Annotated in this window: 24 protein-coding genes; 7 read left to right on the top strand and 17 right to left on the bottom strand. The window is 60.4% G+C overall.

Going from position 1 to position 26,759, the window contains the following annotated elements; genetic code table 11:
- Window positions 1–48 precede the first annotated feature (48 nt).
- Both BM234_RS07025 and hisN read right to left on the bottom strand, forming a co-directional pair.
- Window positions 49–1,623 carry an ABC transporter substrate-binding protein gene (locus tag BM234_RS07025; RefSeq protein ID WP_092062356.1) on the bottom strand — a complete coding sequence of 525 codons (1,575 nt, stop codon included), beginning with the start codon at window positions 1,621–1,623 and terminating at the stop codon, window positions 49–51.
- 48 nt (window positions 1,624–1,671) lie between these two features.
- Window positions 1,672–2,466, bottom strand: coding sequence for a histidinol-phosphatase (gene hisN, locus BM234_RS07020; RefSeq protein WP_092062353.1), 795 nt, complete (start codon window positions 2,464–2,466; stop codon window positions 1,672–1,674).
- Between the two features lie 276 nt (window positions 2,467–2,742).
- On the opposite strand from hisN, the gene BM234_RS07015 reads away from it, so the two are divergent.
- Window positions 2,743–3,531: a DeoR/GlpR family DNA-binding transcription regulator gene (locus BM234_RS07015; protein WP_245752539.1), complete on the top strand. Its 789-nt coding sequence runs from the start codon at window positions 2,743–2,745 to the stop codon at window positions 3,529–3,531.
- An 80-nt stretch (window positions 3,532–3,611) separates the two neighbouring features.
- Here the strand turns inward: BM234_RS07015 and BM234_RS07010 are convergent, their stop codons facing one another.
- Window positions 3,612–4,997 carry an MORN repeat-containing protein gene (locus BM234_RS07010; protein WP_092063259.1) on the bottom strand — a complete coding sequence of 462 codons (1,386 nt, stop codon included), beginning with the start codon at window positions 4,995–4,997 and terminating at the stop codon, window positions 3,612–3,614.
- A gap of 169 nt (window positions 4,998–5,166) precedes the next feature.
- On the opposite strand from BM234_RS07010, the gene BM234_RS07005 reads away from it, so the two are divergent.
- Entirely contained in the window at window positions 5,167–6,825 is a 1,659-nt protein-coding gene (locus BM234_RS07005; protein ID WP_092062350.1) for an NAD+ synthase, read from the top strand.
- 4 nt (window positions 6,826–6,829) lie between these two features.
- On the opposite strand, the gene BM234_RS07000 is transcribed toward BM234_RS07005, so the two are convergent.
- Both BM234_RS07000 and BM234_RS06995 read right to left on the bottom strand, forming a co-directional pair.
- On the bottom strand, window positions 6,830–8,545 hold the full coding sequence (locus BM234_RS07000; protein ID WP_092062347.1) for a methyl-accepting chemotaxis protein: 1,716 nt from the start codon (window positions 8,543–8,545) through the stop codon (window positions 6,830–6,832).
- 4 nt (window positions 8,546–8,549) lie between these two features.
- Complete coding sequence (locus BM234_RS06995; RefSeq protein ID WP_217645955.1) at window positions 8,550–8,852, bottom strand: hypothetical protein; 303 nt, start codon at window positions 8,850–8,852, stop codon at window positions 8,550–8,552.
- A 133-nt stretch (window positions 8,853–8,985) separates the two neighbouring features.
- Here BM234_RS06995 and gltX point away from each other — a divergent pair, with 133 nt between their 5' ends.
- Window positions 8,986–10,311 (top strand): glutamate--tRNA ligase, encoded by a 1,326-nt coding sequence (gene gltX / locus BM234_RS06990; RefSeq protein WP_092062341.1) that lies wholly within the window; start codon window positions 8,986–8,988, stop codon window positions 10,309–10,311.
- 22 nt (window positions 10,312–10,333) lie between these two features.
- Here gltX and BM234_RS06985 read toward each other — a convergent pair whose 3' ends face one another.
- The 4 genes from BM234_RS06985 to BM234_RS06970 all read right to left on the bottom strand — a co-directional run bounded on the left by BM234_RS06985 (window position 10,334) and on the right by BM234_RS06970 (window position 13,676).
- Window positions 10,334–10,942 (bottom strand): gamma-glutamylcyclotransferase family protein, encoded by a 609-nt coding sequence (locus BM234_RS06985; RefSeq protein ID WP_092062338.1) that lies wholly within the window; start codon window positions 10,940–10,942, stop codon window positions 10,334–10,336.
- 41 nt (window positions 10,943–10,983) lie between these two features.
- Entirely contained in the window at window positions 10,984–11,517 is a 534-nt protein-coding gene (locus BM234_RS06980; protein ID WP_092062335.1) for a thermonuclease family protein, read from the bottom strand.
- A 148-nt stretch (window positions 11,518–11,665) separates the two neighbouring features.
- A complete protein-coding gene (locus tag BM234_RS06975; RefSeq protein WP_092063256.1) occupies window positions 11,666–13,210 on the bottom strand; it encodes an alanine/glycine:cation symporter family protein in 1,545 nt (514 codons plus the stop codon).
- Window positions 13,211–13,241: 31 nt separating this feature from the next.
- Window positions 13,242–13,676: a universal stress protein gene (locus tag BM234_RS06970; protein WP_092062332.1), complete on the bottom strand. Its 435-nt coding sequence runs from the start codon at window positions 13,674–13,676 to the stop codon at window positions 13,242–13,244.
- A gap of 257 nt (window positions 13,677–13,933) precedes the next feature.
- Here BM234_RS06970 and BM234_RS06965 point away from each other — a divergent pair, with 257 nt between their 5' ends.
- The 3 genes from BM234_RS06965 to BM234_RS06955 all read left to right on the top strand — a co-directional run bounded on the left by BM234_RS06965 (window position 13,934) and on the right by BM234_RS06955 (window position 18,191).
- Window positions 13,934–15,319, top strand: coding sequence for a cytochrome ubiquinol oxidase subunit I (locus BM234_RS06965; RefSeq protein ID WP_092062329.1), 1,386 nt, complete (start codon window positions 13,934–13,936; stop codon window positions 15,317–15,319).
- A gap of 10 nt (window positions 15,320–15,329) precedes the next feature.
- Complete coding sequence (locus tag BM234_RS06960; protein WP_092062327.1) at window positions 15,330–16,343, top strand: cytochrome d ubiquinol oxidase subunit II; 1,014 nt, start codon at window positions 15,330–15,332, stop codon at window positions 16,341–16,343.
- Window positions 16,344–16,406: 63 nt separating this feature from the next.
- Entirely contained in the window at window positions 16,407–18,191 is a 1,785-nt protein-coding gene (locus BM234_RS06955) for a SulP family inorganic anion transporter (protein WP_092062324.1), read from the top strand.
- Window position 18,192: 1 nt separating this feature from the next.
- On the opposite strand, the gene BM234_RS06950 is transcribed toward BM234_RS06955, so the two are convergent.
- From BM234_RS06950 to BM234_RS06915, 8 genes are all read right to left on the bottom strand, one after another.
- Window positions 18,193–18,807, bottom strand: a complete 615-nt coding sequence (locus tag BM234_RS06950) for a peptidoglycan-binding domain-containing protein (protein ID WP_092062321.1) — start codon at window positions 18,805–18,807, stop codon at window positions 18,193–18,195.
- Entirely contained in the window at window positions 18,807–19,862 is a 1,056-nt protein-coding gene (locus BM234_RS17630) for a VPLPA-CTERM sorting domain-containing protein (RefSeq protein WP_092062318.1), read from the bottom strand. The genes BM234_RS06950 and BM234_RS17630 overlap by 1 nt, the downstream gene beginning before the upstream one ends.
- Before the next feature lie 130 nt (window positions 19,863–19,992).
- Window positions 19,993–20,229, bottom strand: coding sequence for a hypothetical protein (locus tag BM234_RS06940; protein WP_092062315.1), 237 nt, complete (start codon window positions 20,227–20,229; stop codon window positions 19,993–19,995).
- A gap of 102 nt (window positions 20,230–20,331) precedes the next feature.
- Complete coding sequence (gene ptsP, locus BM234_RS06935) at window positions 20,332–22,578, bottom strand: phosphoenolpyruvate--protein phosphotransferase (protein WP_092062312.1); 2,247 nt, start codon at window positions 22,576–22,578, stop codon at window positions 20,332–20,334.
- Window positions 22,579–22,631: 53 nt separating this feature from the next.
- A complete protein-coding gene (locus tag BM234_RS06930) occupies window positions 22,632–23,870 on the bottom strand; it encodes an aspartate kinase (RefSeq protein ID WP_092062309.1) in 1,239 nt (412 codons plus the stop codon).
- Between the two features lie 126 nt (window positions 23,871–23,996).
- Complete coding sequence (locus BM234_RS06925) at window positions 23,997–24,440, bottom strand: SgcJ/EcaC family oxidoreductase (RefSeq protein WP_092062306.1); 444 nt, start codon at window positions 24,438–24,440, stop codon at window positions 23,997–23,999.
- A 6-nt stretch (window positions 24,441–24,446) separates the two neighbouring features.
- Window positions 24,447–24,875: a DUF1178 family protein gene (locus BM234_RS06920; protein ID WP_092062303.1), complete on the bottom strand. Its 429-nt coding sequence runs from the start codon at window positions 24,873–24,875 to the stop codon at window positions 24,447–24,449.
- Window positions 24,876–24,974: 99 nt separating this feature from the next.
- On the bottom strand, window positions 24,975–25,421 hold the full coding sequence (locus tag BM234_RS06915) for an NUDIX hydrolase (RefSeq protein WP_245752538.1): 447 nt from the start codon (window positions 25,419–25,421) through the stop codon (window positions 24,975–24,977).
- 215 nt (window positions 25,422–25,636) lie between these two features.
- Between BM234_RS06915 and BM234_RS06910 the strand changes: the two genes are divergently transcribed.
- Window positions 25,637–26,758: an acetoin utilization protein AcuC gene (locus BM234_RS06910; protein WP_245752537.1), complete on the top strand. Its 1,122-nt coding sequence runs from the start codon at window positions 25,637–25,639 to the stop codon at window positions 26,756–26,758.
- The last annotated feature ends 1 nt before the right edge of the window (window position 26,759 follow it).

The raw sequence follows: 26,759 nt of genomic DNA, 5'->3' as shown, positions 1-26,759 counted from the left end.
GGTGGTCAGGAGAGGAAAAAGGGGGCTATGCCGCCCCCTTTTGATGGATCAGCTCATCGTGGTCCGGGAGGCATCAGCCGTGCCGTCCGGATAGATGAAGAGATCCTGCACATCGGCCCGTACGCCATGCATGAGCACCGAAGTGAACAGGCTATATGCGGGAACCTTGTCGGCGAGCATCGGCATGAGATTGGTCTGCAGGCTCTCTCGGCGCGCTTCGAGGTCGGGCGCGTCGCGCTCTTCATCAAGCGCGGCGTCGATCTCCGCATCCTCGATGCCGCAGATCCGCTTCGACGTGGAATGGAAATGGGTCCGCAGAACCAGATCGGGTTCGGGCGATGCCGAAGTCCAACCACAGTCGATCATGTGGCCGGGGCCGCCACCGGGACGGTCATATAGCCGCTCGTTCCAGGCGGCGGTTTCCATCACGTTCAACGTTACCGGGAAGCCCTGTTCCTGCAAGAGGGCCGTGATGACCTCGCCGTATTCCTTGGTCTTGGGATAAAAACCGGTCGAGGTGATGTATTCGAGATCCGGAAGCCCGTCGCCGCCGGGGTAGCCAGCCTCTGCCAGCAGCCTCTGGCACTCTTCTGGGTCGTACTCGGGGTAGTTGTCCAAATCCGCGTAGCCAAACTTGATCGGCGATACGAAGTTCGAGGAAGGCTCGCCTGCGGTACCCATGATTTCCAGAATGAGCGAGCGGTCGATCGCGTGAGCCGCGGCTTTGCGCACTAGCGGATTGTCAAACGGCGGCTTCGAGCAGCGGAACCACAGGTACTTGTTCTCGACCGAAACCGCTCGGTTCAAAACGATGTCGTCCTGTTTGCTCAGTGTGTCGACTTGCTCGGGCTCCAGGCGTTCGATGACGTCAGCCTGGCCGTTCATCAGAGAAAGCATCCGAGTGGTGGCATCGCCTACATAGGAGAAGGTAACGCCCGGAATTTGCGGAGCGCCGCGGAAGTAGTCAGGAAACGCCTCCATGACCGTGTCGTTGCCGCGCTGTTCGACGAACTTGAAGGGTCCAGTGCCGTTCAGGCGTTGGTTCAGCACTCCTTGCGGGCCACCTGCGATGTCCTTCGTCGACAAGATGGGGAGGTATGAGGCGAGGAAGATGAACATCGCCGCGCCGTAGCCACCCTTTGTGGTGTCCACGATCACCGTGTAGTCATCCGGCGTTGTCACTTCGAAAGTGTCGGCAAAGCCGGGATATACCTGACGTGCCCGTTCCGGCTGAGCGCCGTATTCGAACGTGGCCTTTACATCCTTGGCGCTGAATGGCTCGCCATCGTGAAACGTCACGCCCTCGCGCAGCTTGATCTCAAGGTGCGTGGCATCAAGAAGATTCAATTCGGTCGCAAGTTCGTAGACGACCTCATCGGGGTTCTCGGGCATCATCGGCGCGCGCGTCAGAAACCCCATAACGAAGCCTTCGATATTGAACTGCGACAGGGTGGTATGGGCCATCGGATCCCAGTTGCCGGTAATGTTTTCGGCCGACAGGAAGACAAGCGGGCGGCTTGCTTGAGCCATCGCCGGGCCTACCAGCAGGCTGGTGTTCAGTTGTACTGCGCCGACCCCAAGTCCGGCCATCGCGGAATTTCGAAGGAAGGTTCTTCTATCCATTTTCTTCTCCTGTCGGTTCATTTTTTCGAGTTTTATTGTTGAGCAGCTTCAGGCCGCTTGGGTGGCGCGCAGGCGCGCCAATTCGTCGAGAATTTGCGAGTGAAGGTAAGGACTTGCCGAGGCGACGACGTCGCCCGAAGACCCGGTGTGCAGAGAGTTGCCGTGCCAGTCGGAGATGCAGCCCCCCGCGCCTTGGACGATCTGGACGACAGGCAGGTAGTCATAGGGTTCCAGCCCACATTCCAGCACAAGATCACAGTAGCCGGATGCAAGGAGGGCATAGTTGTAGCAATCTCCGCCAAACCGAAGCAGCCTCACGCGGTCGCGCAACATGGTAAAGATCGGCGCACGGGGGCCGCTGAAAAGCATCGGGTCGGTAGTGTAGGCGTAGGCTTGGGCGAGATCGGTGCACCCGCTGGTTCGAATGGGTGAACCGTTGAGTGTGCTGCGCTGACCCTCGACGCCACACCATCTTTCTCCAGTCGCTGGCATGTCGATTTGGCCAAGTCGCGGTGTGCCGTCGTCCAACAGTGCCATCAATCCACCGAAAAGGGGATGGCCGGTAACGAAGCTCTTGGTCCCGTCGATTGGATCGATCACCCAAACGAAGCGGCGGTCTAGCCCCTCAGTGCCATGCTCTTCGCCGTAGATTCCGTGATCCGGGTAGTGTGCGGAAATGCGGTCACGCAGGAACGTTTCTATCCCGCGATCAGCGATGGTAACCGGGCTATCATCCGCCTTATGCTCCACACTAAGTGCTTGACGGAAATGGCTTAGTGCGAGCTTGCTCGCGCCATCGGCGGCGGTTTGCGCGAATTCTAGTGCTGCTGCGAGGTCGAGCATGTGACCCTCTTGTTGGTTCCTAAGTGGCCATTTCGGCCGGTGTTGAAACCATTAGCGGCGAGTCGGTCGTAAATGCACAATCAAATCCAAGCATAAGCAATAAAAAGCAACTTATGCCAAATAAATCGGCAAGCTTTGCCCTTGTTTGGTGGTTGATTGGGCGAACTTAAGTCTAAATCAGTCTAAGATCCACATGACCTGTGTTTTTGTGTGGACTTCGGAGGGTGCGTGCCTACAGCATTGGAAAGGGAGCCTGGCTGAGAGGAGCACCGGAGCATGATGTCAGCAGAAAACGAGACCACGACCATGTGGTCGCATGAGCGGCAGTCACAGATTCTCGCGGATCTGCTCCGGGACGGCAAAGTACAGACGAATGCGCTAGCTGAGCGGTTTGCCGTATCCCGAGAGACGATACGGCGTGACCTCCTGGAACTGGATCGCCGTGGCAGTTTGACCCGCGTTCATGGCGGCGCAGTGCCCGTGGTGAAGGATGTGCGCCCCGAACCGGCATTCCGGGACAGATTGGCGGAGAGAGCAGAGGCAAAGCTGGCCATCGGCCGCCGCGCAGCAGAGTTGATCCCGCCCGGTTCGACTGTTTTCGTGGATGCCGGCACGACCACTCGGGCATTCGCCTTAGAGTTGGTGCGCCGCATCGAACTGCGCGTCATTACAAACTGCATCGAGATCGCCCAAATACTTGCCCCTTCAGAGGGTGTCGACGTGCTGTTGCTGGGTGGCAGGCCGCATGGTGAGGTGCCAGCGACTTTCGGGGAGTTGACCTTATCGGAAATCGACCGGTTCCTGGCGGACTTTGCGGTCATTGGCCCGGTAGGTCTCAGTCTGACGCGGGGCGGGACCGACTACGAACTCCACGAGGCGGAAGTAGCACGCAAGATGATCGGATGTTCGGCCACCTGTATAATGCTGTGCGATGCCAGCAAGATCGGCGCCGAGAGCCGCGTTGCCATTTGTGGGTTGGACCAAATTGCCCACATCGTAACTGACAGCGAAACAGACATGGCCTTTTCACCTGCTGGGGTGAAAGTGCACCGTGTCACATTCTGACTCCGAGAGTGTATCGGTACCCTGATCCGTGAAAGGACGCTGGTTGCGGCGGGCCGGAGTGATCCGGCGCGCCTGAAGGGTCAGTCGGTCAGAACGCCGTTGTCCCAGATGCCGGTCACTTCCTCGCCCGTAGAGTAGCGCATCGTGCCTTCGCCCTGACGCTTGCCGCCCTCGAACATGCCCTCATAGACATCGCCATTGGCATAGGTTGCGGTTCCGCGTCCGGTGATTTCGCCCTCTTGCCACGCGCCCTCATAGACGAATCCGTCGGGCATCGTGATCTTGCCCTCGCCGTGGCGCAGCCCGCCTGCGAAATTGCCCTCATAGACGGTTCCGTCGGGATAGGTGGCCTTGCCCGCGCCGGAACGCTGGCCCTCGGCCCAGTTCCCCTCATACCGATAGCCATCTGCATAGGTCATGATGCCGAAGCCATGGTTTCTGGCGTCTTTGAAGCTGCCTTCGTAGACGACGCCATTGGCGTATTCGGCGCGGCCCTTGCCAGAGATGACGCCGCGTTCCCAATCACCCTCATAGCTGTTGCCCGCCGGGTAAACGATGCGGCCAATCCCATCGGCGAGGTCGTCGCTGAAGTGGCCGGTATAGACCGATCCGTCGGGATAGGTGACCTGACCTTCGCCCTCGATCTTCCCATCGGACCACGCGCCGGAATAGACATATCCGTCAGTCCCGGTGAAGCGGCCTTCGCCCTGCCGGCGATCATCCTCGAACCCACCTTCGTAGACATCTCCATTGGCATAGGTGACGCGCCCCTGTCCCTGCCGGCGCCCTGCGGACAGCTCGCCCTCGTAGACATCGCCATTGGGTTGGGTGAGCGTTCCGGTGCCGTCGATCTGTCCGTCGGCCCAGTCGCCCACATAGGTCATGCCATCGGCCATGGTGAGGGTGCCGGTGCCCTCGCGCTCTCCCTCGACGATGCTGCCTTCATAGACAGATCCGTCGGGATAGGTGATGCGGCCCTCGCCATGCTTGACGCCGTTGGCCCAATCGCCTTCGTAGATATAACCGGAGGGGCTTTCGAGCCGCCCCGTGCCGTGATGCTGGGCGTTGCTGAAGCCGCCTTCATAGCGGGAGCCATCGGCATAGACGGCGACACCCTCGCCGTTGATCTTGCCGTCGCTCCAGCTTCCTTCGAAAGTGCCGCCATCGGCGAAGGTGATCTTGCCCTGACCTTCGGGCTTGCCGTCCAGGAATTCGCCTTCATAGACTGATCCGTTGGGAAAGCGCGCGACGCCCTCGCCTTGGATTTTGCCCTCATTCCAGTCACCGGTGTATTCATAGCCGTTGGGAAGGCGATAGGTGCCGGTGCCGTGTTGCAGGCCCCCTTTGAACGTGCCTTCATAGACACCGCCATCGTCGTATTGCTTCGTGAGGACCGTATCGTCCTGCGCCGCGAGCGCGACGGGAAGCGCCATGAGGAGCGCGCCAACCGCTATTGTCTTTCGCATGCCTGTCACCGTTTCTTGTCGATTTCGAACTGCCCGGACCGGTCGGATATCAATCGCATGGGCCGCACGGTAATCGACGGACATGGGAGGGGCAATCTCTTTTGCCCGAAGCGGGTTTTCCCGGCGGGCCAATCTGATAAAGAGCCGCAAGACACAGGAGAGGCAGGCCATGGCCGACACATTCAGGCTCACACTGGCGCAACTGAACCCGGTGATGGGAGACATCGCAGGAAACGCGGCCAAGGCCCGTGCCGCATGGGAGACCGGGCGCGAGGCCGGGGCGGATTTCGTGGCGCTGCCGGAGATGTTCATCCTTGGCTACAACCCGCAGGATCTGGTGCGCAAACCCGTGGTCCATCAGGCAGCCATCGCCGCGATCGAGACGCTGGCGCGCGAATGTGCCGAGGGGCCGGCGCTCGGGATTGGCGGCCCGGCGCTGGAGGGGGCGGAATTCTTCAACGCCTACTACGTGCTCGACGGGGGGCGGATCGGCGCGACGGTGCTCAAGCATCACTTGCCCAACGAGACAGTTTTCGACGAACAGCGGATCTTTGACTCCGGCCCGATCATGGGGCCCTACAGCATCAATGGTGTCCGGATCGGCAGCCCGATCTGTGAGGATGCGTGGTTTGAGGATGTCGCAGAGACGCTGGCCGAGACGGGGGCCGAATTCCTGCTCGTTCCCAATGGCTCCCCCTACTACCGCGAAAAACAGGAGGTACGGCTCAACCACATGGTTTCCCGTGTGGTAGAGACGGGTTTGCCGTTGATCTATCTCAACATGGTGGGCGGGCAGGATGATCAGGTGTTCGACGGGGCAAGCTTTGCGCTTAACCCCGGCGGCGCACTGGCCATGCAGATGCCCGTGTTCGAGGAGGGGATCGCGCATCTCGATCTGGCGCGTGAGGCGGACGGTTGGCGTATCCTTCCCGGCGAGGTTGCGGTTCATCCCGGCGCGCTGGAGCAGGATTACAACGCGATGGTTCTGGCTTTGCGGGATTATTGCCGCAAGACCGGGTTCACCAAGGTGCTCTTGGGAATGTCTGGCGGGATCGATAGCGCGCTGGTGGCGGCAATTGCCGTCGATGCGCTGGGCCCTGCGAACGTGCGCTGTGTCATGCTGCCATCGGAATACACCTCGGAGGGGTCATTGACGGACGCGCGGGCGGCGGCAGAGGCTTTGGGGTGTCACTATGAGACTGTGCCCATCGGTGCGGTGCGCGGCGCGGTGACGGAGACGCTTGCGCCCCTATTTGAGGGGCTGAAACCGGACCTCACGGAAGAAAACATACAATCGCGCATTCGCGGTTTGCTTCTGATGGCGCTGTCGAACAAGTTCGGTGAGATGCTCCTGACGACCGGGAACAAGTCCGAAGTGGCCGTGGGCTATGCGACGATCTATGGCGACATGGCGGGTGGCTATAATCCGATCAAGGATCTCTACAAGACGCGGGTGTTCGAGATTTCACGCTGGCGCAACACACACCACCACCCGTGGATGAACGGCCCTGCGGGCGAGGTGATCCCCACGGCGATCATCGACAAGCCCCCATCGGCCGAGTTGCGGGAAGACCAGAAGGACAGCGACAGCTTGCCGGACTACGATATCCTAGACGGCATTCTTGACCTGCTGGTGGATCAGGAGGCTTCGGTCTCCGATTGTGTGGCGGCGGGCTATGATCGGGAGGTCGTGAAACAGGTGGAGCGGTTGCTCTATCTCAGTGAGTACAAGCGGTTTCAATCCGCGCCCGGCACGCGGCTCAGCAAGGGTGCATTCTGGCTCGACCGGCGCTATCCGATCGTCAACCGCTGGCGCGATCCCAGCTAGGTCGTCAGGACGCTTTCGCGTCCCGGCGCTCATGGGCTTTGGTTGGGGTCACTCTGAACTGGCTGACGAGAGAGCGCAGATGCATGACATCGTTGCTCACCGAAATGCTTGCGGCGGAGGTTTCCTCGAACACGGCGACGATGTGCTGAGTGGCGCTACCGATCTGCGACACGGTTTCATTGATCGCGGAGATCCCGGTGGATTGCGTTTCCGCCGAGGATTGCACGCCGTCGATGAGCGTGGCGATGTCGGCCACGTTGGCGATGATCCCCTCAAGGGCCTCGCCGGTGCGCTCCACTTGTGAAACGCCGTTTTTCACCTGTGCATCGCTTTGTGCGATCAGCGTGCCGATTTCTCGCGCCGCATCCGAAGAGCGCAACGCCAGATCCCGAACTTCGGAGGCAACGACGGCAAAGCTCTTGCCGGCTTCTCCCGCGCGGGCCGCTTCGACCCCGGCGTTAAGCGCCAGAAGGCTCGTCTGGAACGCGATATCGTCGATCAAAGAGGTGACTTGGGAAATCTGCTGCGAGGCTTCTTCGATCCCGCGCATGGCGGCGACGGCATCGCCCACGATGCGTTCCCCATCATTGGCGCTTTGCCGGGCGAAGCGTACCTTTTCGTTGGCCTCCCGCGCCTGCGCCGCCGCGTGCTGCACCGCCGTGGTGAGGGCGTCGATGGAACTCGACGTGCTCTGCAGGCTGCTCGACTGCGATTCGGTCTGATCCGAAAGGTTTGTCGTTGTCTCGCTGATGCTCCGGACATCGGTTTCGACCGAGAGAATGTGGGCGGTCACGTCCCCGATCGTCTGGGCGAGGCCCTCCATCGTCGTGTTGAAGTCCATGCGAAGCGCTTCGTAGGTCTCCGGGAAGGGCGATTCGATGCGAATATCGAGCCGGCCATCGGCAAGCTGGCTAAGGCCGAAGCGCAACTCCTCCATCACCTTGCGAAGCTCCGCCGCGGTGCGCTCCCGGTGGGCCATGACTTCGGCGTCGCGGCGCTTGGCGTCGGCCTCGGCTGCTTCCTTGCGCAAACGCTCTTCGTCCGCCCGAGCGGTGGCGCGGCGGGACTCTTCCAGCGATTTCATGGCATCGGCTTCGGCTTTTTCCGCAAGTGCGCGCGCGTTTTCTGCGTCGGCTTTCTCGCGGGCCATCTCGGCAGACATCTGTTCAGCATGTGCGAGCTGTTCGGCATTGTCGCGGTTCAGCTGGCGCATTGTGCGGATCGTCACCACGATGACGACGACTTCGACCGCCACGATTGCGCCGTGCATCAAGGTCCGGGCGACGTTCCCGAAGAGATCGCCATCGGGATAGATGAGCACCGGAAGCAGAACCGTCAGGCCGAGGTGCTGCACGACCACCGCGGCCGCCGCAGCGAGGACCACCGAGAAATCCATCAGGGCGATCAACATCGCAAGGGTCGCAAAATAGGCCATGTGGCTGTCGATTTGCCACGGGTGCCCGGCGAAGGCCGCGGTCAAAACCATGATCTGCCCGACATTTGCCAGTGCGACCGTCATACGCCCGGAGGCGGGGCTGAGCCTGAGGGCGGCAAGTGCGAACCCGGATAGAGCGAGTGAGGCCAGAAGGATCGGCAGTATATCGTTGCCTGCGAAAACCGCCGCGCCAACGGTGTGAAAGGGGCCGGCCATAGCGCAAAGTGCCAAGGCCTTGAGAGCCGTACGGGCGCTGTCGCGTGGTTGATGAGTTTCAGTCGGCATTGATCTATGCTCCGCACAGTTTGGCTAGAGCCCGGGCCGGCAGAACGGCCCAGGTATGACTACTGGCAAGGCGCTCGCGTGCACCGGCGTCGGCATCGGCGAGAACCGCGAAGGGGGCCTGTACCGGTCCGATGGGCCGGGCACCGCTCGCACGGACCAATTCAGTCAGATCACGCCACGGCGCCCCGACCACGAGCACGGGGCCCTCTTCCGTCGTGGCGGCGGGAAGAGCCGCGAGCGACAGAAGCGGCGCGCCGAAGCTGAGGGCCAGCGCGAGGAAGATTGGAACGGCGTTTGACATGGTCACCACGATTTTTCAGCGCTCAGCGTTAGCGACCTCATCTTTCCGCCAAGTTAAGAGTTGCATTTGACGGAAATGCCGCCCCTGCTGGACAAAACCGGGTCGCTGTGGAATGGAGCGCGCAACAGGAGGCTATCCGATGACCACCACCCGTTTTGCCCCGTCGCCCACCGGTTTCATTCATGTCGGCAACCTGCGCACTGCGCTTTTCAACTACCTGATCGCGCGCAAGGCCGGCGGGCAGTTCATCCTGCGGATCGATGACACGGATCCTGAACGCTCCAAGGAGCACTATGTCGACGCCATCAAGGAAGACCTCGAATGGCTGGGCTTGACATGGGACAGGGTGGAGCGGCAGTCGGAACGGCTTGACCGCTACGAGGATGCCGCGCAGCGTTTGCGCGACATGGGCCGGTTCTATGAGTGTTTCGAGACCCCGACGGAGCTTGATCTCAAGCGGAAGAAACAGCTCAATATGGGCAAGCCGCCGGTCTATGACCGCGCCGCTCTGGCACTTTCGGACGAAGAGAAGGCCAGGCTGCGGGCGGAGCGAGGCGACGGGTTCTGGCGTTTCAAGCTCGATCAGGAGCGGATCGAATGGGCCGACGGCATCCTCGGGGATATCTCCATTGATGCGGCGTCCGTTTCGGACCCGGTTCTGATCCGCGCGGACGGGCAGGTGCTCTATACGATTGCCTCCGTGGTGGACGACACCGAGATGGGTGTGACGCATGTGGTGCGCGGCTCCGACCACGTGACCAACACCGCGACGCAGATTCAGATCATCAGCGCGCTGGGGGGCAATGTTCCGCAGTTTGCCCACCATTCCTTGCTGACCGGACCGCAAGGTGAGGCCCTGTCCAAGCGGCTTGGCACTCTGGCGCTGCGCGATCTACGCGAACGCGGGGTGGAGCCGATGGCGCTGCTTTCGCTTATGGCGCGGCTGGGCTCCAGCCAGCCGGTTGAGGTCTTCTCCTCCCTCGAGGAGATTGCGGAAGGCTTCGATCTGGACCATTTCGGGTCTGCGCCGACAAAGTTCGACGTGGAGGATCTTTTCCCGCTGACCGCCCATGTCTTGCAAAAGACGGAATTCCCCGCAGTGAAAGCCGAGATCGAGACTCTGGGCGTGCCTGCGGACCAAGCCGAACGTTTCTGGACCGTTACGCGTGACAACATCACCACGCGGCACGACCTTGAAGAATGGTGGGCCTTGTTCCGCGACGGGGCCGAGCCGTTGATCGACGCCGAAGATGAGGCCTTCATCGCCGAGGCGCTCAGCTTGCTGCCCGAAGGTCCGCACGACGAAAGCACTTGGGGAACCTGGACCGCTGCGGTCAAGGACGCGACGGGGCGCAAGGGCAAGGGGCTGTTCATGCCGCTGCGCAAGGCGCTGACCGGCCGGGCGAACGGGCCGGACATGAGCAAGGTGCTCCCGCTGTTGCAGGTGATCCGCGCGCGGGGATGATCCAATCCGTTTGGAGCCGTCCTCAGGGGGCGGGCAAGGGTTGAACTGACCGCATGAGCGCGGGGGCCTCATCTATAATGAGGACCTTGCGGCGTGTGAGGTGTTCGTCTACCAGCGCGCGTTCTTCGGCGCTGAGGATCTGATGGCGAGGATAGAGCGGATTTTCCCGATCATCATAGACCGGACCATCCCAGCCATCCGTCGTCGCAAAAAAGTCGGCGACGCCGGCCTCCCCATGCTCGCGCGCGAATCCCTGAACGACCACGTCGAGGTAGCTTAGCAGGATCGGATGCCGATCCTCGGTGCGCGCTCGGTGTGCCCGTGCGACAGAATAGATCGCGACAGGCGCGGGGGCGGGCAAGTCATGGCGAACCTGATGGGTGGCATCGAGCCGGTCGTAGGCGGCCTCACGGGCGTCCAGCGCTGCCCAGTCGCCTCCGGGCACCTGCGCGATGAGGCCGGAGATCTCGGTCGTGGCGCAGGGTTCTACGGACAGAAACGCAACGGGGCGCAGCCCAGTGTGGCGCCAGACCCGGCGCCAGCCCGCCACCGACGCAGGCGTCGCCGAAGGATAGTCATGCGTGGCACGGTTCACGAGGCTGCCGTAGCCGAAGAAAAAGGGGTGGTTCATGGGGGATGCAGCTCTCACGAGGGGCATTGAGGCGCAAGAGGCTATGAATTGAAAGCTCGCATGGCTCCTTTTTGACGGGCGTGGGCGCGCCACAGCTTTTTCCTCACACCTTCTGGTTCGAGGTGGCCGTATTTACCCCCAGAGAATTTCGGCCAGTCCAAGGCGAGCCCTTGTTTCACCAGTTCCGCTGCAATATCGGTGCCGTCCGGCAATGTGCATTTGGCCACGATCCGATCATAAGATATGTCCTCCGTGATTTCGGCGGTGACGATCTTGCCTTTGCACATGTTGACCAAAACGAATTTCGATCTTTTCCCCCAAGGGTGATCAAGCTCGGGAGCATCGATTCCTGCGATCCTGATCTTGGTTCCACTGATAACTATCGTGTCCCCGTCGATCACATAGCATTTCCCTTCGAGACTTTTGGTCGTGGAGACGCGGGAAGGCGGCCTTGTGTCTTCGACTCGAATAGGTTTCGCCGGGATAGATTGAGAGAAACTTCTGGGCGATATGGGGTCAGGGGGTTCAGGCTGATTGCGAGGCCGCTGAAATAGGCGGCGAAGTAGTTTGAACATCGTAATCTCATCCAGTCGAAAATGCCTTCTAAGCTTCCCGAAGAACTCAATTGCGTCAAGTCCGACCTATCCTACGTGGTTTCCCTAGTCCTGTTCGGCATCCTGATTCTGGAATGGCCCCCAGACTGCGCCGGGGGCCTCGCCATTTTCAGCTCTTGAAACGTTTGATCTCGCCCGCGCGGAGGCGGGTGACGTAGGAGTTCACCTCGCGCTTGACGATGGGCATCAACAGGTAGAGCGCAATAACGTTCACCACCGCCATGGAGAAGAGCATGGCATCGGAGAAGTCGATTACCGGGCCAAGGTTGGCCGCGGAGCCGATCACGATGAAGAGGCAGAATATGACCTTGAACACCGTCTCCTTGGTCTTGCCCTCGCCGAAGAGGTAGGTCCACGCCTTCAGCCCGTAGTAGGACCAGCTGATCATCGTGGAGAAGGCAAAGAGCACCACCGCGATGGCCAGCAGGACGGGGAACCATGAGAAGGCCCGCGCATAGGCAGCGGAGGTTAGCGCCACGCCGGCAACCTCGCCGTCGGTGGAAATGCGGCCCGCTTCTGCGTTCCAGATATAGAGCCCGGTTTCCGCATCGACGTTGAGCACGCCCGTGATGACGATGACGAGCGCCGTCATGGTGCAGATCACGACCGTATCGATGAACGGCTCGAGCAGAGCGACATAGCCTTCTGTTACCGGTTCTTTCGTGCGCACGGCGGAGTGGGCAATGGCGGCGGAACCGATGCCGGCCTCGTTCGAGAATGCCGCGCGGCGGAAGCCTTGGATCAACGCCCCGGTGAAGCCGCCCATGACGCCGAGCCCGGTAAATGCGCCCTCAAAGATGCGACCAAAGGCCCAGAGGATCTGATCCGCGTTCATCACAAGGATGAGGAGAGAGACCAAGACATAGAAAATGCCCATGAAAGGAACGACCTTCTCTGTCACGCGGGCGATGGATTGCAGCCCGCCAACGATCACCGTGAAGGTGACGACGGCAAGAATGATCCCGGTGATCCATCCCGGGTAGTCCCCAACCACATTCGCGATCTGTGCGTGCGCTTGGTTGGCTTGAAACATGTTGCCGCCGCCCAAGGCACCAAGGATCGTGAAGATGCAGAATAGCACCGCAAGGAAGCTTCCACCGGGATAACCGCGTTCCTTGAAGCCCTTGGTGATATAATACATCGGCCCACCGGAGACCGTGCCGTCTGGATACTCGTTGCGGTATTTCACCCCCAGCGTACATTCGGTGAACTTGGTGGCCATGCCAAAGAGGCCGGCCATGACCATCCAGAAGGTAGCCCCCGGCCCGCCGATCCCCACGGCAACCGCGACACCTGCGATATTGCCGAGACCGACCGTGCCCGACAGAGCGGTTGTCAGCGCCTGAAAGTGGCTGACCTCGCCCGCGTCGTCGGGATCGGAATAGTCGCCCTTCACCAACCGGATGGAATGGGCGAAACCCTTGAGTTGGATAAATCCAAAGTAGAATGTGAAAATCAGCGCGGCCACCACGAGCCAGAGCGCGATCCACGAAAAGTTCGTGCCCGGCAGGTCAGCGAAGATCAGTCCGACATACCAGCCTGTGTAGTCGGCAAAGACCCGGTTGATCGTCTCGTCGATCCCCTGCGCCTGTGCCGGAAGCGCTCCGAGGGCGAGCGCGGCGCCAAGGCCTGCGCGTTGTGTGATGTGTTTCATCATGTCCCTGTCCTTTGTGTCCCTTGGTGCTCTACGGCACGATTGTGCAGGGCACCGGGGCGGTCTGCACGAGGTTACCCGCGACGGATCCAGAAACCCTGCTGCCGATGGGGGAATGGCCATTGCGGCCGATGATGATCTCCAGCGCGCCAGTGCTCTTGGAGATCGCCGCAAGCGTTTCGGCGATATGGCCGTACTTGATCTGTGTCTCGACCGTGATGCCGTCTTCGCGCAGTTTGGCGGCGACAGGGTCCATCAGGGCCGTCTCCGCACGGACCAACTCCTCCTTGCGGCGTTTGTGGCGTTCTTCGACCTCGTTCGGGGTCAGAAAGGAATAGGGGGACCATTCCAGGACATGCACCAGGACGATCGTACCGTCCTGCGCCTTGGCACGTGCCGCGGCGAAACTTACCGCGCGCTTTGCCATCTCGCTGCCGTCATAGCCGACGACGAATTTTCCAGACATTTCATACCTCCTGATGCCTTCTCCCCGGCTGTCTCATGCAGCCAAAGATTGACTGAGCGTAACTCAGGGTTGCGGGGCAGGTGACCCTTTTTTTTCGCCGGGGCGATCCATCTGACAAGAAATTCGTCTCTTGGAGGGAAAAGCGGCGGATTGGCGACTGTGGGCGATCAATGCCGTGCCGTGCTGTCGCAGGGGGAGGACGTTTCGCCGATGCGTGCTAAGTATGTTCTTGCACTGCCACTAGACAGGAATTCGCCATGGAAACGCTCCTGCTCTCGCGTATTCAGTTCGCCGCGAACATCTCGTTCCATATCCTTTTCCCGACGATCACGATCGCTCTTGCTTGGATCCTGGTATACTTCCGTGTCCGCTACGCGAGGGGCGGCGGCGAGCACTTTATGGATGCCTATCGCTTCTGGGTGAAACTCTTTGCCCTGACATTCGCGATGGGGGTCGTCTCCGGCATTACGATGTCGTTTCAGTTCGGAACGAACTGGCCCGGGTTCATGGAGACGGTCGGCAATGTCGCGGGACCGCTGCTTGCCTATGAGGTTCTGACGGCGTTTTTCCTCGAAGCGGTATTTCTGGGGATTATGCTGTTCGGCGCGGCGCGCGTTCCGGGGTGGCTTCACATGACGGCGACGGTACTGGTCGCGACCGGTACCTCCCTATCGGCCTTCTGGATCATCTCGCTCAACAGCTGGATGCATACGCCCGCAGGGTTTGAAATGCGGGACGGCGTTGCGCATGTGACGAGTTGGGTCGAGGTGATTTTCAATCCCTCCTTGCCGTATCGCCTCGTTCACATGTTGATCGCCAGCGGCCTGACGGCGTCATTCCTCGTTGCCGGTATTTCCGCCTTCCGCCAACTTATGGGCGAGCGCTCCGCACAGGTCGCGGCGACGCTGCGAACCGGTATGTTTCTGGCCGCCATTCTCATTCCCGTGCAGATTTTCGTGGGCGACCAACACGGCCTCAACACGTTGGAGTATCAACCCCAGAAGGTCGCTGCGATGGAGGCCAACTGGGAAACCCACGAGGGTGTACCTCTTGTTCTCTTCGCGCTTCCGGATGAGGAATTGCGGGAGAACCGGCTTGAGATCGGAATCCCGAACGTCGCGTCGCTCATCCTGACGCATCACCTTGATGGGGAGGTTCCCGGCCTCAATGATTTCGTGTCGGACGATGGAGACGTGCTGCATCCGCCGGTGGCGCCTGTGTTTTTCGCGTTTCGCATCATGGTGGGCACGGGCATTGCGATGCTTGGGATCTCTTGGCTTGCGTCGGCCCTGTTGCTCCGGGGGCGAGATCACGCATTGCCCCGGTGGTTTCTCTGGGCCCTCGTTCCCATGAGTTTCTCCGGTTGGCTCGCGACGCTCGCGGGCTGGTACACGACGGAGATTGGCCGGCAACCATGGTTGGTGCAGGGCGTGCTGAAGACTGAACAGGCTGTTACGGGGGTCGGCGCGGGCATGGTTGCATCCACGCTCATCGCCTATCTGCTGCTCTATGCGGCGCTTTTGTCGGCCTACGTCTATGTTCTTTTCCGCATCGCGTGGAAAGCGGCCAAAAGCGACGGCATCGATGCCGAGCAGGATGTACCGACTTCGGGTTCGGCAGCGGCCGAAGTCGCGGCAAGCTGAGGAGACAGGCATGTTCGAACAATTCGGTGACCCCGCAGTGTGGCTTCCTTTTGTCTTCGCGAGCCTCATGGGCTTTGCGATCCTGATCTACGTCGTACTCGACGGGTTCGACCTCGGGGTGGGGCTGCTTTTCCCTTTCGCCTCGAGAAAGGAAAAGGATGAGATGATCGCCTCCATCGGTCCATTCTGGGATGCCAACGAGACGTGGTTGGTGCTGTCGATCGGTGTCCTTCTGGTCGCCTTCCCGGTAGCCCATGGGGTGATCCTCAGCGCGCTTTACCTGCCGGTAGCGGTCATGCTGATCGGGTTGGTCCTGCGCGGAGTGGCTTTTGAATTTCGTCTCAAGACGGCGGAATCGCGCAAGGACTTCTGGAACTGGCTCTTTTTTGCGGGCAGTTTGCTCACTGCGCTGTCACAAGGGGCGATGCTCGGGCTCTATATCATGGGGCTGCGGATAGAACTCGCCACGCTGGGATTTGCTGCTGTCACGTCGGCCTTTCTCGTCGTGGGGTATAGCGCGATCGGCTCTGCTTGGTTGCTGATCAAGGCCGAAGGGGAGCTTCAACTCAAAGCTCTCGGCTGGGCAAAGGGGGGCATCTGGGGGCTAGTTGCGGGTATGGCGGCGATCTCCGCCGCGTCCCCCCTTGTGTCCACGCGTATTTTCGACAAGTGGTTCGCGCTGCCTCAGATTCTATGGCTCGTCCCGCTTCCGATCATAGCAATCGCGCTCATTTTTACGCTTTGGGTGGTCCTGAACCGGTTCGAAGTCGGGCGGCGGGAGTGGTTGCCTTTCGCGATTATCATCGGGATATTCGTGCTGGCCTTCGCGGGCATGGCCTATAGCTTTTATCCCTATGTGGTCCCCGACCGCATCACGATATACGAAGCGGCAAGCGCGCCTGAGAGTTTGATCTTTATTCTGGTTGGAACCTGTATCGTCTTGCCGTGTATCTTGGGGTATACCATCCTCGCCTATACCATCTTTGGCGGCAAAGCCTCCGGGCATGGATACGAGTCGCACTGAACTCGGCCTTGATCCCGGCAAACGTATTCAATATATGTAATACGTAATACCGGGATCAGTGACATGACAAGTAAGAACGAGCCGACCTCACCATCTGAGCGCAGCGGCCATAAGACGGGCGCGCGGATCAAACGATATTTCCCCGTGCTCGAATGGGGCAAGCGGTACGATCGGACCACGCTGACTTCCGATCTGGTGGCTGCGGTGATCGTGACGATCATGCTTATCCCGCAGTCGCTTGCCTATGCCCTGTTGGCGGGGCTGCCGCCTGAGATGGGCCTCTATGCCTCGATCGCTCCGCTGCTTGCCTATGCGATCTTCGGCACGTCTCGTGCGTTGGCGGTGGGGCCGGTTGCGGTTGTCTCGCTCATGACAGCCGCCGCCGTTGGAAATCTTGGCCTTGAGTCGCCTGCAGAATACGCCGTTGCGGCAATCACATTGGCTTTCATATCGGGGGTCATGCTCACGGTACTTGGCCTGCTGCGCTTGGGCTTTCTGGCGAACTTTCTATCCCATCCGGTCATTGCGGGCTTCATCACCGCCTCGGGCATTCTCATCGCGGCAAGTCAACTCAAGCACATTCTGGGCATCCAAGCGGAGGGGCACACGCTCATCCATCTGCTTGGGTCGCTCAGCGCGCACCTGAGCGAGACGAACTTCATAACAGTGGTTATTGGCGTGCTCAGCACAGCTTTCCTGTTTTGGGTGCGCAAGGGGCTCAAGCCGCTTCTGCTCTCCGCTGGACTTGCCGGACGTAGCGCGGACTTGCTCGCGAAGGCCGGGCCAGTGTTGGCCGTGGCGGCAACGACGTTGGCGGTCTGGCTCTTTGGACTGGATCAGCGCGGCGTAGCCATCGTGGGCGAGGTGCCCACAGGTTTGCCGCCGCTAACCCTGCCCAGCTTTTCGCCCGACATCTGGCAGGGGCTCTTCGTCTCCGCGCTTTTGATCTCCATCATCGGGTTCGTGGAATCCGTTTCCGTCGCGCAGACGCTTGCCGCCAAACGCCGACAGCGGATCGAGCCGGATCAGGAGTTGATCGGGCTTGGCACTTCCAACATCGCGGCGTCACTCACGGGGGGGTATCCGGTTACCGGGGGGTTCGCCCGCTCGGTCGTCAATTTCGATGCCGGGGCAGAGACGCCTGCCGCCGGGGCCTTCACTGCGATTGGGATACTCTTCGCGGCGCTGTTACTGACACCACTGCTGTTTTTCCTCCCAAAGGCGACGCTGGCGGCCACGATCATCGTGGCGGTGCTGAGTCTCGTGGATTTTTCCATCCTCGCGCGGGCTTGGGGATATAGCCGGGTCGACTTCGCCGCGGTCGCCGCCACGATCGTGCTGACCCTCGGGTTCGGGGTGGAGGTCGGCGTCTCATCCGGGGTCATGATTTCCATCGGGCTGTTCCTTTACAAGACATCCCGCCCCCACGTGGCCGAAGTTGGTCTTGTCCCCGGCACCCAGCATTTTCGAAATATCAAGCGCCACGAAGCGAGTACCCATCCCGAGATCGTCACCCTGCGCATCGACGAAAGCCTGTATTTCGCCAATGCAAGCTTCTTGCAGGATCTGATCCTGGACCGGGTGATACGCGATGAGGCGATCAAGCACGTCGTCCTGATGTGTTCTGCGGTGAATGAGATCGACTTGTCAGCCTTGGAGACGCTTGAGGCGATCAACACCCGGCTGAAGGATATGGGGATCACGCTACACCTGTCCGAAGTCAAAGGCCCGGTCATGGATCGCTTGCGCCGCAGTCACTTCCTCGACGAACTGACAGGTGAGGTCTTTTTGGCGCAGTACGACGCGATCCAGAAACTCAGCCCCGATGCAATACGCGAGGTGGAATAAGTCAGGGAAAAAGTGAATTGAGCGTCGCGAGGTCGGGAAGTCCGGTTTGGGGTAGGTCGTTCGCCGCCTGATAAGTGACCAACGCGTCGGCAAATTTCGCATCGAACCCCTCGCTTGGTGCGGGGTGCCCGGCCTCGGCAAGAGCTTGGCGCACCCGGTCGAGCATCGCGCCATAGATAAAGACCCCTTGGCCATCATTGCGCACCGAAACCAGTTCATCCGCCTCGGCGAGACGGTCCGGCTCCAGAACCGAGGCGAGCCGACCGAGCGCATTGATGACCGCGACGTCAGGGTTCGCTTCGCAATACTGCCGCAGTTTGGCTTGCAGCAATTCAATGGGTTGCCATGGGGTGATGTCGAAAGTGTCGAGACCATAGACATTCGCGCCGGTCAGAAATCCGTCGGTCCAACTGGCGAATGCGATGATCTGTTCGCGGTTTTCGCTTCGCACTGCCTCAACCAACACAGAGCACGGCTGACGCCCCACACCATCTACGGCAAAGCGTCCTTGGTCATCCGCGGCGAGGATTGGGGTGGCGAGAAGAGAGACAACCGTCGCCGCAATGAAAATCCCCGGCCCGAAACGGACCGGGGACTGTTTTTCGTGCGATACCATCAAGCGGCAACGCGCCGGCGACGCGATACAAAGCCAAGTCCGGCAAGCGCGGTCCCGATCAACCAGACGCCAGCGGGCAGCGGTACGGGTGATGGATCGGGGATGTAGGTTTCGATCGGCGTTTGCGTGATAACAATCGACGTGGACGAAAAGGTATTGAGAGATACCCCCGTTACGAAGGCTGCTGGATTGGTTGGATCAAGCGCAAGACCGGTGTCGATCCCGGTGATGGTGAAGTTCGTGACGCCTGCCCCGAAGTTGTAGGTACTCCCCGAAGCGAGAAAGACAGAGGTTGCACCAAAGGTGAGGGTATACCCATCGGGATCAGGTACCACCCCAAAGGATGGGGCCGTAACCGACGCGAAGGTCGTGCCCGAAGTGTAGCCCATGGCGATGATGGGATCGATGAAGATCGTCTCACCTACCACGATTTCCCGAGCGTCCAGTTCGAACACAAATCCGCCATCGGGGCCGACGCTATCAGGCAAAAGCGGCAACGCTTCGATTGAGCCGGGCGCAGGTGGCACTGCGTTCCCGAAAAGCGTGTTGGTCGTATAGACGACAGTCTGGTTCTCCAGAATTCTAAAGAAATTCTGCTGCGCGAGGGTTACATCGTAATTTTCATCGGTAAACCCATCGTTGTCATCGTCGCCCTCGATCGTGTTGCCAAGATTCTGACCGCTTAGGATTTTGTTCTGGAGGTCGGAATAAACATCGATCTCGAAGTTTTGGGCCTCGGTCGGCTCGGTCATGCCTCCGACTGATCGACTGATACCCACGAAAGTATCCGTATTGGTCCCGTCAGAAGCTGAGTCTGTTTCGAAAAGTACCTCGCTTCCCCCAACAGTAATTCGACCGCCCGCGTCGTCGATCGAGTCGTCGAATTCGAGATCACCGTCTAGGTAGCGTATGAAATCGAAGTTTGTGGTTGCGCCGGCGTTTTCAATGACGAACTGCTGCGACAGAACAGTCCCAAGGCGAACATCACCATCGAAGGACACGGTAAGGCTTCGAGTTAGTGTGATGTTCAGCGCGTCGAGTCCGAAATTTGTCACGAAGGGTATGTCAGTTTGGGAAACTATCGAAGCGCTGCGCGTAAAATTTGGGATAGCGGGGCGCGTCCGCCGCCAATCTGCGGGGCGTAAATAAAGCTCTGGTAGACCGTTTCAGCGGGGCCGATATCGCCTACCGGATTGAAAATTGAGAACATCTCGGGAATATGGCGATAGCAAGGGGTACGATACTGTCATCGCCATCGCCATCGCCTTCCCTGCCAATGGCCCATGTCCCGAAGGTTCCGTATTCATCCACCTCAATGATGACCGAGCCGTCGTCGACCCCATTTGTCAAGGTAGCGGCACCGACGCCGGTGGCCATGGCAGCAAGCGCACCCACAAGGGGCAGTAAGCTTGAACACTGCATCGCTTAAATCCTGTACTGAAAAATTACGCTGGAGAGAAACATTAACGATAAGTCTACACTCTGCTTGCCGTTGCGGTAACAAAAACCACAGATGCAAAAATTTCAACCAGCGTTTTCTCGGAGCCAGTCCATAACAGCGGGTCGAACCGATTGTGCCCCACGGTGCCGTGCATCGTGGATCACCTTGCGCACCTCGCGCAGGTCACAGCGCATGAGCAACGATTTCACCGGCCCGATCGAGGCGGGGCGCATCGACAGCGAGCGCAGCCCTATGGCCGCAAAGCAGAGTGCCTCAACAGGTCGGCCCGCATCCTCACCGCAAAAGCTGAGCGGCGTGTTCGTCGCGTCGCACCGCTCCACAATCCGTTCGATGAAGCTTAGGAAGGAGACGTTCAGCGTGTCATATCTGCGACGTACCAGTTCGTTCTCGCGATCAGCGGCGAAAAAGAACTGTTTGAGGTCATTGCCCCCGATCGAGATGAACTCGACATCGCGAAAGAATTGAATCGGCGCGAAGGCGAGTGAGGGGGTCTCCAACATGGCACCGACGCGCAGTTTGTCCGGCAGTGTGTGGCCGAGACGTGCTTCGCGGGCAAGCGTCTTGTCCACCTCGGCGCGCGCGCGGGTATATTCTTCGTACTGCGCGACGAACGGGAACATGATGTGCAGGTCCCGCCCGCACGCAGCGCGCAGAAGCGCCTGCAACTGCATGCGCATGACGCCGGGTTTGTCGAGCCCGACGCGAATGGCGCGCCACCCAAGGGCGGGGTTCGGCTCGTCGATCGTCTTCATATAGGGCAGGACCTTGTCGGACCCGATATCGAGTGTGCGGAACACGACAGGCTTGCCCTGCGCCGCGTCCAGCACGCGGGCATAGAGCGACGAAAGCTCAGACCGGCGGGGCATCTGCGCGCGGATCAGAAACTGCAGCTCCGTGCGAAACAGACCCACACCTTCCGCGCCTGAACCTTCGAGAGAGGGCAGGTCGGCCATAAGGCCGGCATTCATGTGAAGCTCAATCCGCTGACCACAGAGCGTGACGCATTTCTTTTCTCGGATGGAGGCATAGCGCTCCTGCGCGGCGGCCTGCATGGCGATCTTGTCGCGAAAAGCGGCCGTCACCGTATCGTCAGGGCGCAGGTGCACATTGCCCTGATCCCCATCCACCATGATATGGTCGCCGTTGAGCGCTTCGGTCGTGATCCGGGTCGCATGGATCACAAGAGGAATGGCGAGGGCCCGGGCGATGATCGCCGCGTGGCTGCCGACGCTGCCCTCTTCCAATACGATGCCCTTGAGCGCGCGGCCATAGTCGAGCAGTTCGGCAGGTCCGATGTTTCTGGCAATCAACACCGGGTCGGGCGGCATCTCGGCGCCGGTCTCCCGGCCCTGACCTGTCAAAATGCGCAGCAATCTGTTGGACAGATCGTCGAGATCGTGCAACCGCTCTCGCAAATAGGGATCCGTTGCCTTTGCCATGCGGGTGCGCGCGACCGACTGCTCCCGTTCGACAGCGGCTTCGGCGGACAGTCCGTTGTCTATGTCCTCTTCCATCCGCCGCATCCAGCCCTTGGAATTGGCGAACATCCGGTAGGTCTCCAGCACCTTGAGCTGCTCGCCATCCCCGTTCTGGGCCCCTTCCAGCATCTGGTCGACGCTTACACGGAGCAGGTCCACCGCTTCTTCGAGCCGGGATTTCTCCTTGACCGGGTCATCGGCAACAGGGTTGGTGACCACAACGCGCGGCTCATGCAACCAGACGTGGCCCTCTGCCGTACCTTCCTGCGCTGTGGTTCCGCGCAGCAGAACGGATTGTTGATGTCGCGCCTTGAGTGCAGCACCCTCACCGACAAAGGCGCCAAGCTCAGCCATTTCGGCCAGCACCATCGCCACGACTTCAAGCGCATAGACCTCATCGGAGGAGAATTCGCGTGCGGCTTTCGATTGCACCACCAGCACGCCCAAGGTTTCCCCCAAGCGCTGGATCGGCAGGCCGAGAAAGCTGGAATAAATCTCCTCGCCGGTTTCGGGCATATAGCGAAAGCCCCGCGCCTTGGGCGCGTCAGGGGTGTTCACAAGCGTAGATGTGCGGGCGACCCGTCCAACGAGCCCCTCACCAAGCCGCATGCGTGTCTGGTGCACCGCCTCCGCCTTGAGACCCTCGGTGGCGCAGAGTTCAAGCGTTTCGTCGTCGCGGAAGAGGTAGATCGAGCAAACCTCGGTCTTCATGCTATCAGCGATCAGGTGGGTGATCTGGTCGAGCCGTTCCTGACCCGCTGCGCGATCTGCCATGACATCGCGCAGCCGACCAAGCAGTTTCCGGCTTTCAGATTCGCGCGTTTCAGCCATTATCTCGCTCTGCCCACCCGCGCCGCGCCGACGCCGCCCTCAGGCTTGCGTGATCAGGCGGCTTTCTCCAGTTCGAAAGCATCATGCAGGGCTTGGACCGCGAGTTCCATGTATTTCCGGTCTATCAGCACGGAAATCTTGATCTCGGAGGTGGTGATGACCTTGATGTTGATGCCTTCCTTGGCAAGCACCTGAAACATCGTCGCCGCCACGCCGGTATGGCTGCGCATTCCGATCCCCACGACCGACACCTTCGCGACACCGGTATCAGCCACGAGATCGTGGAAGTTGATCGACCCGCTTTCTTTAGCTTTCTCCAGCGCCTGTTCCGCGCGTGCCACCTGATTCACGGGGCAGGAGAAGGTCATGTCGGTGCGGCCATCCTCGGAGATGTTCTGGACGATCATGTCGACGTGGATCCCCGCCTCAGACAGGGGGGAGAAGATCGCGGCGGCGATGCCGGGGCGATCGGCCACGCTGATGAGCGTCATCTTGGCCTCATCTCGCGAATGGGCGACCCCGGAGACAACGTTGAGTTCCATGATTTCCTCCTCATCGCAGACGAGCGTTCCGGCTTCGTCGGATTGTTCCTCAAAGCTCGACAGCACCCGCAGCCGAACCTTGTAGCGCATTGCCAGTTCGACCGAGCGAGTCTGCAGCACCTTGGCCCCGAGCGAGGCAAGTTCCAGCATTTCCTCGAAGGCGATCCGGTCGAGCTTGCGGGCCTTCTCGCAGATCCTCGGATCAGTGGTATAGACACCATCGACATCGGTATAGATGTCGCACCGCTCCGCCTCGAAAGCGGCGGCAAAGGCAACCGCGGTGGTGTCCGAGCCTCCTCGGCCGAGTGTGGTGATGCGCCCCTCGGGGCTGATCCCCTGAAAGCCGGCGACGACCGCAACGCGCATACCCTCGGCAAACTTCTGGGTGATGTTGTCGGTCGGGATCTCGGTGATCCGTGCCGCAGAATGCGCGGATGTCGTCTTGAGAGGCACTTGCCACCCTTGCCAACTGCGCGCCGGCACATCCATTTCCTGCAAGGTCAGCGCCATGAGGCCGGCCGTCACATTTTCGCCCGACGATACAACGGCATCATATTCGCGCGCATCAAAGAGCGGGGAGGTTTCCTCGACATAGCCGACGAGCTTGTTCGTCTCACCCGACATGGCCGAGACGATGACGATCACGTCATAGCCCTTGGCCACCTCCACGCCTACGCGTTTCGCTACGCGCCGGATCCTGTCCAGCGTCGCGACGGACGTGCCGCCGAATTTCATCACGAGAATGGGCATCTGTACTCCCCGTCGCAAGTTGCGCGGGGTCTAAGCCTCAGCGCAAGAATAGGCAAGACAGGAAAGCGCGCGGGTCATTTTCACCATTCCCGGAACAATGGTTCGCGGCGGCACTTTCTCGACAGGTCAGGCGCGGTAGTCAGCAGGGCGTAACGCGTCTCGGTGGGCAAGCTGCGTCTCTGCCCCTGGTACGACATCGGTGTTTTGGGCCGCGACGCAGTGCCAGATCGCCCCCTGCCGTTCGAGCACGAAGGTCAGGATCGTCTGCCGTGCCCCGCCAATAGATCCATCTGGCGCGATCTGACCCGTCAGCGTGAAGCGGCACTGTACGATTGCCGCTGACGATCCGACGCGCCGGATGCGAATGGCGCCGGGCGTGAGCGTACTTTCGGCAAAGAAGGTGGAGAGGCCGTAGTGGTGGGCTTTCTCAATGGCTTCTCTGTCGTGCCACCATAGGCCCACCACGTTGACGAATTCGGCGTCCGCAGCAAAGAGGCTCGCCAGCTGTGCGGCGTCCCGCTCCATCCAAGCGGCCGTGAAGCGAGGGACAATCTCCTCGGGCTGCTCCATGGAGGGTCAGTTCGTCCGACGCGTCGGAATGAAGGGCAGAGGGGTCACGGCGACGCCATCCTCAATCAGTTTGCGCGCCTCTTCGAGTCGGGCTTCTCCTCTTATGGCTCGAGCAGGTGCAGTGCCATCGTGGATTGCGCGCGCTTCGCTGGCGAATGTCTTGCCCACATCTTCGGTGTTGGCCTCAATGTGGCGCCGCAATTGGGTAAGCGATGCTTCGACCTCGGTTGCCGGTTTGCCCAGAGGGCCCGGGGATGGCTCATCGCTCTCGCCGGCCTTGACGCGGGGCGACATGATCGCTTTTTCAACATCGCCGGAGCCACAGACAGAACAAGCAAGGTGTCCCGCGGCGCGCAGGTTTTCAAAAGCCCCGGAGGACTGAAACCAACTCTCGAAGCGGTGTCCATCGCTGCATTTGAGCGCGTATTGTATCATCTCGTTATCCCGACCCGCGGTCGCGGCCCACTTGGCACAGGCCATGGACGGTAAATATACGGACTGGCGCGGGGATCAAGCGCCGACGGGGCGAGAGGGTTACTTCAGAAGGTCGGGGTCGAAGGCCTTGATGATTTCGCCCAGCCCGTGATCATCGGCGCTCGCGGCCGCCTTGCTGCGCGACATCCACTTGCGCCGACGCTCGTTCTTTTCGGGCCAGTCCTTCGCAAGCCGCGACACGGCGATGGGGTAGATCATCACCAGCACGTTGAGGTCGTCCTTCTTGCGTTTCATCCGCTTCACGTAAGGAAAGACACCAACGCAGGTTTCATGGGTTCGCCCGTTGACGCCCGCTTCTTCGTAAGCCTCGATGAGTGCGCTTTCGGAAGGTGTCATGCCGTTCATCGGCCACCCCTTGGGAACGATCCAGCGCTTGGTTTCGCGGCTGGTGATAAGAAGGAACTCCAGTTGACCATGTTCCACACGGTATGGAAGAGCCGCGAACTGTACCCGCACATCGCGTTTGCGCCCCTTGCGAAGCGACATGGGTAATTCCGCGGTACGGTGGAACGTCATGGTTGCGGTTTCATCCTCTTTGGGTCGTGCTACTGTCTATACCTAGCGTGTCTGCAGGCGAACTGTAACAAAATGATGCGGAAATGCCATCAAATGGCCCTATCGAAGGCAAAAAATCCATACGGGGGCCCGTCAGCGTCGGGAACGCGTCCCGATTTCACATCACAAAAGTCGGCGGTGATCAGTTGATCCCGCGTTTTGTCGGGTCGGAGATCTACCGCGGATCGAGCTATGGGCCCGCTCATCCTCTGCGTGTGCCGCGAGTGTCGACGGTGATGGATCTGGTGAGGGCGATGGGGTGGCTGGCGCCGAACCAGTACCTGACCAGTCCGCGCGCCAAGCCCGAAGCGCTCTCAGTCTGGCATGATCCTGACTATCTCGCCGCGCTGCAAGATGCTGAGCGAGTTCAGGCTGTCTCCGACGCTGTGCGGGCGCGCCACGCTCTCGGGACGGCGGCCAATCCGATCTTTCCCGAAGTGTTTCGCCGGCCTGCAACGGGCGTTGGCGGGGTCATGCTTGCGGCTGCGGGTCTTGGGGCGGGCCCGGGTGTCTGGCATGTGCCGGGCGGTGGAACGCACCATGGCATGCCCGACCGGGCCAATGGGTTTTGCTATCTCAATGATCCGGTGATCGCCATCCTCTCGCTCCGCGCACAGGGCCTTCGGCGCATCGCCTATGTCGATATTGATGCGCACCATCCTGACGGTGTCGAATACGCATTTGCCAATGATCCGGACGTTCTCTTGGTGTCCATCCACGAGGAAAACCGATGGCCCCGTACGGGCGCTCTTGAGGATGAAGGGGCGGGGCAGGTCTTCAATCTGCCTGTGCCGAGGGAATTTCACGACGATGAAATGGCATTGGTGCGGGACAGGATGATCTTACCCGCCGTGGCCGCATTCCGGCCTGAAGCATTGGTGCTGCAATGCGGGGCGGATGCGGTAACTGAAGATCCGCAGTCGCGTCTTTCGCTGTCCAACAACGCCCACTGGTCCGTCGTTTCCGCTCTCCGCTCCATGTCGGACCGGATCATGGTGTTGGGCGGAGGCGGGTATAATCCGTGGTCGGCGGGCCGGCTTTGGGCGGGCAATTGGGCGATCCTCAACAACCTTGAAATCCCCGAGCGGTTGCCGGCTGAGGCTGAGACCGTGCTGCGGGGGTTGGAGTTTCCGGGGCATCGACTGGGCCGTGCTCCACCTGCGCATTGGTTCACAACACTTCGCGATGCGCCGCGTGAAGGGCCTGTACGCGATACGGTGCGCGCGCGTGTCGAGCGGTTGGAGGCGCGCCTCATCCCGTGGGTCTGAG

Origin of the sequence: Poseidonocella pacifica (genome assembly GCF_900111875.1) — a bacterium.
GTDB lineage: Bacteria > Pseudomonadota > Alphaproteobacteria > Rhodobacterales > Rhodobacteraceae > Poseidonocella > Poseidonocella pacifica.
The sequence above is the reverse complement of the archived record's forward strand: the minus strand, read 5'-3'. Positions and strand labels throughout refer to the sequence as shown.

Coding starts and splice junctions, on each gene's coding strand:
- BM234_RS07025 (WP_092062356.1), bottom strand. CDS start 1,623: ATGGATAGAAGAACCTTCCTTCGAAATTCCGCGATGGCCGGACTTGGG.
- hisN (WP_092062353.1), bottom strand. CDS start 2,466: ATGCTCGACCTCGCAGCAGCACTAGAATTCGCGCAAACCGCCGCCGAT.
- BM234_RS07015 (WP_245752539.1), top strand. CDS start 2,743: ATGATGTCAGCAGAAAACGAGACCACGACCATGTGGTCGCATGAGCGG.
- BM234_RS07010 (WP_092063259.1), bottom strand. CDS start 4,997: ATGCGAAAGACAATAGCGGTTGGCGCGCTCCTCATGGCGCTTCCCGTC.
- BM234_RS07005 (WP_092062350.1), top strand. CDS start 5,167: ATGGCCGACACATTCAGGCTCACACTGGCGCAACTGAACCCGGTGATG.
- BM234_RS07000 (WP_092062347.1), bottom strand. CDS start 8,545: ATGCCGACTGAAACTCATCAACCACGCGACAGCGCCCGTACGGCTCTC.
- gltX (WP_092062341.1), top strand. CDS start 8,986: ATGACCACCACCCGTTTTGCCCCGTCGCCCACCGGTTTCATTCATGTC.
- BM234_RS06985 (WP_092062338.1), bottom strand. CDS start 10,942: ATGAACCACCCCTTTTTCTTCGGCTACGGCAGCCTCGTGAACCGTGCC.
- BM234_RS06980 (WP_092062335.1), bottom strand. CDS start 11,517: ATGTTCAAACTACTTCGCCGCCTATTTCAGCGGCCTCGCAATCAGCCT.
- BM234_RS06975 (WP_092063256.1), bottom strand. CDS start 13,210: ATGAAACACATCACACAACGCGCAGGCCTTGGCGCCGCGCTCGCCCTC.
- BM234_RS06970 (WP_092062332.1), bottom strand. CDS start 13,676: ATGTCTGGAAAATTCGTCGTCGGCTATGACGGCAGCGAGATGGCAAAG.
- BM234_RS06965 (WP_092062329.1), top strand. CDS start 13,934: ATGGAAACGCTCCTGCTCTCGCGTATTCAGTTCGCCGCGAACATCTCG.
- BM234_RS06960 (WP_092062327.1), top strand. CDS start 15,330: ATGTTCGAACAATTCGGTGACCCCGCAGTGTGGCTTCCTTTTGTCTTC.
- BM234_RS06955 (WP_092062324.1), top strand. CDS start 16,407: ATGACAAGTAAGAACGAGCCGACCTCACCATCTGAGCGCAGCGGCCAT.
- BM234_RS06950 (WP_092062321.1), bottom strand. CDS start 18,807: ATGGTATCGCACGAAAAACAGTCCCCGGTCCGTTTCGGGCCGGGGATT.
- BM234_RS06940 (WP_092062315.1), bottom strand. CDS start 20,229: ATGCAGTGTTCAAGCTTACTGCCCCTTGTGGGTGCGCTTGCTGCCATG.
- ptsP (WP_092062312.1), bottom strand. CDS start 22,578: ATGGCTGAAACGCGCGAATCTGAAAGCCGGAAACTGCTTGGTCGGCTG.
- BM234_RS06930 (WP_092062309.1), bottom strand. CDS start 23,870: ATGCCCATTCTCGTGATGAAATTCGGCGGCACGTCCGTCGCGACGCTG.
- BM234_RS06925 (WP_092062306.1), bottom strand. CDS start 24,440: ATGGAGCAGCCCGAGGAGATTGTCCCTCGCTTCACGGCCGCTTGGATG.
- BM234_RS06920 (WP_092062303.1), bottom strand. CDS start 24,875: ATGATACAATACGCGCTCAAATGCAGCGATGGACACCGCTTCGAGAGT.
- BM234_RS06915 (WP_245752538.1), bottom strand. CDS start 25,421: ATGTCGCTTCGCAAGGGGCGCAAACGCGATGTGCGGGTACAGTTCGCG.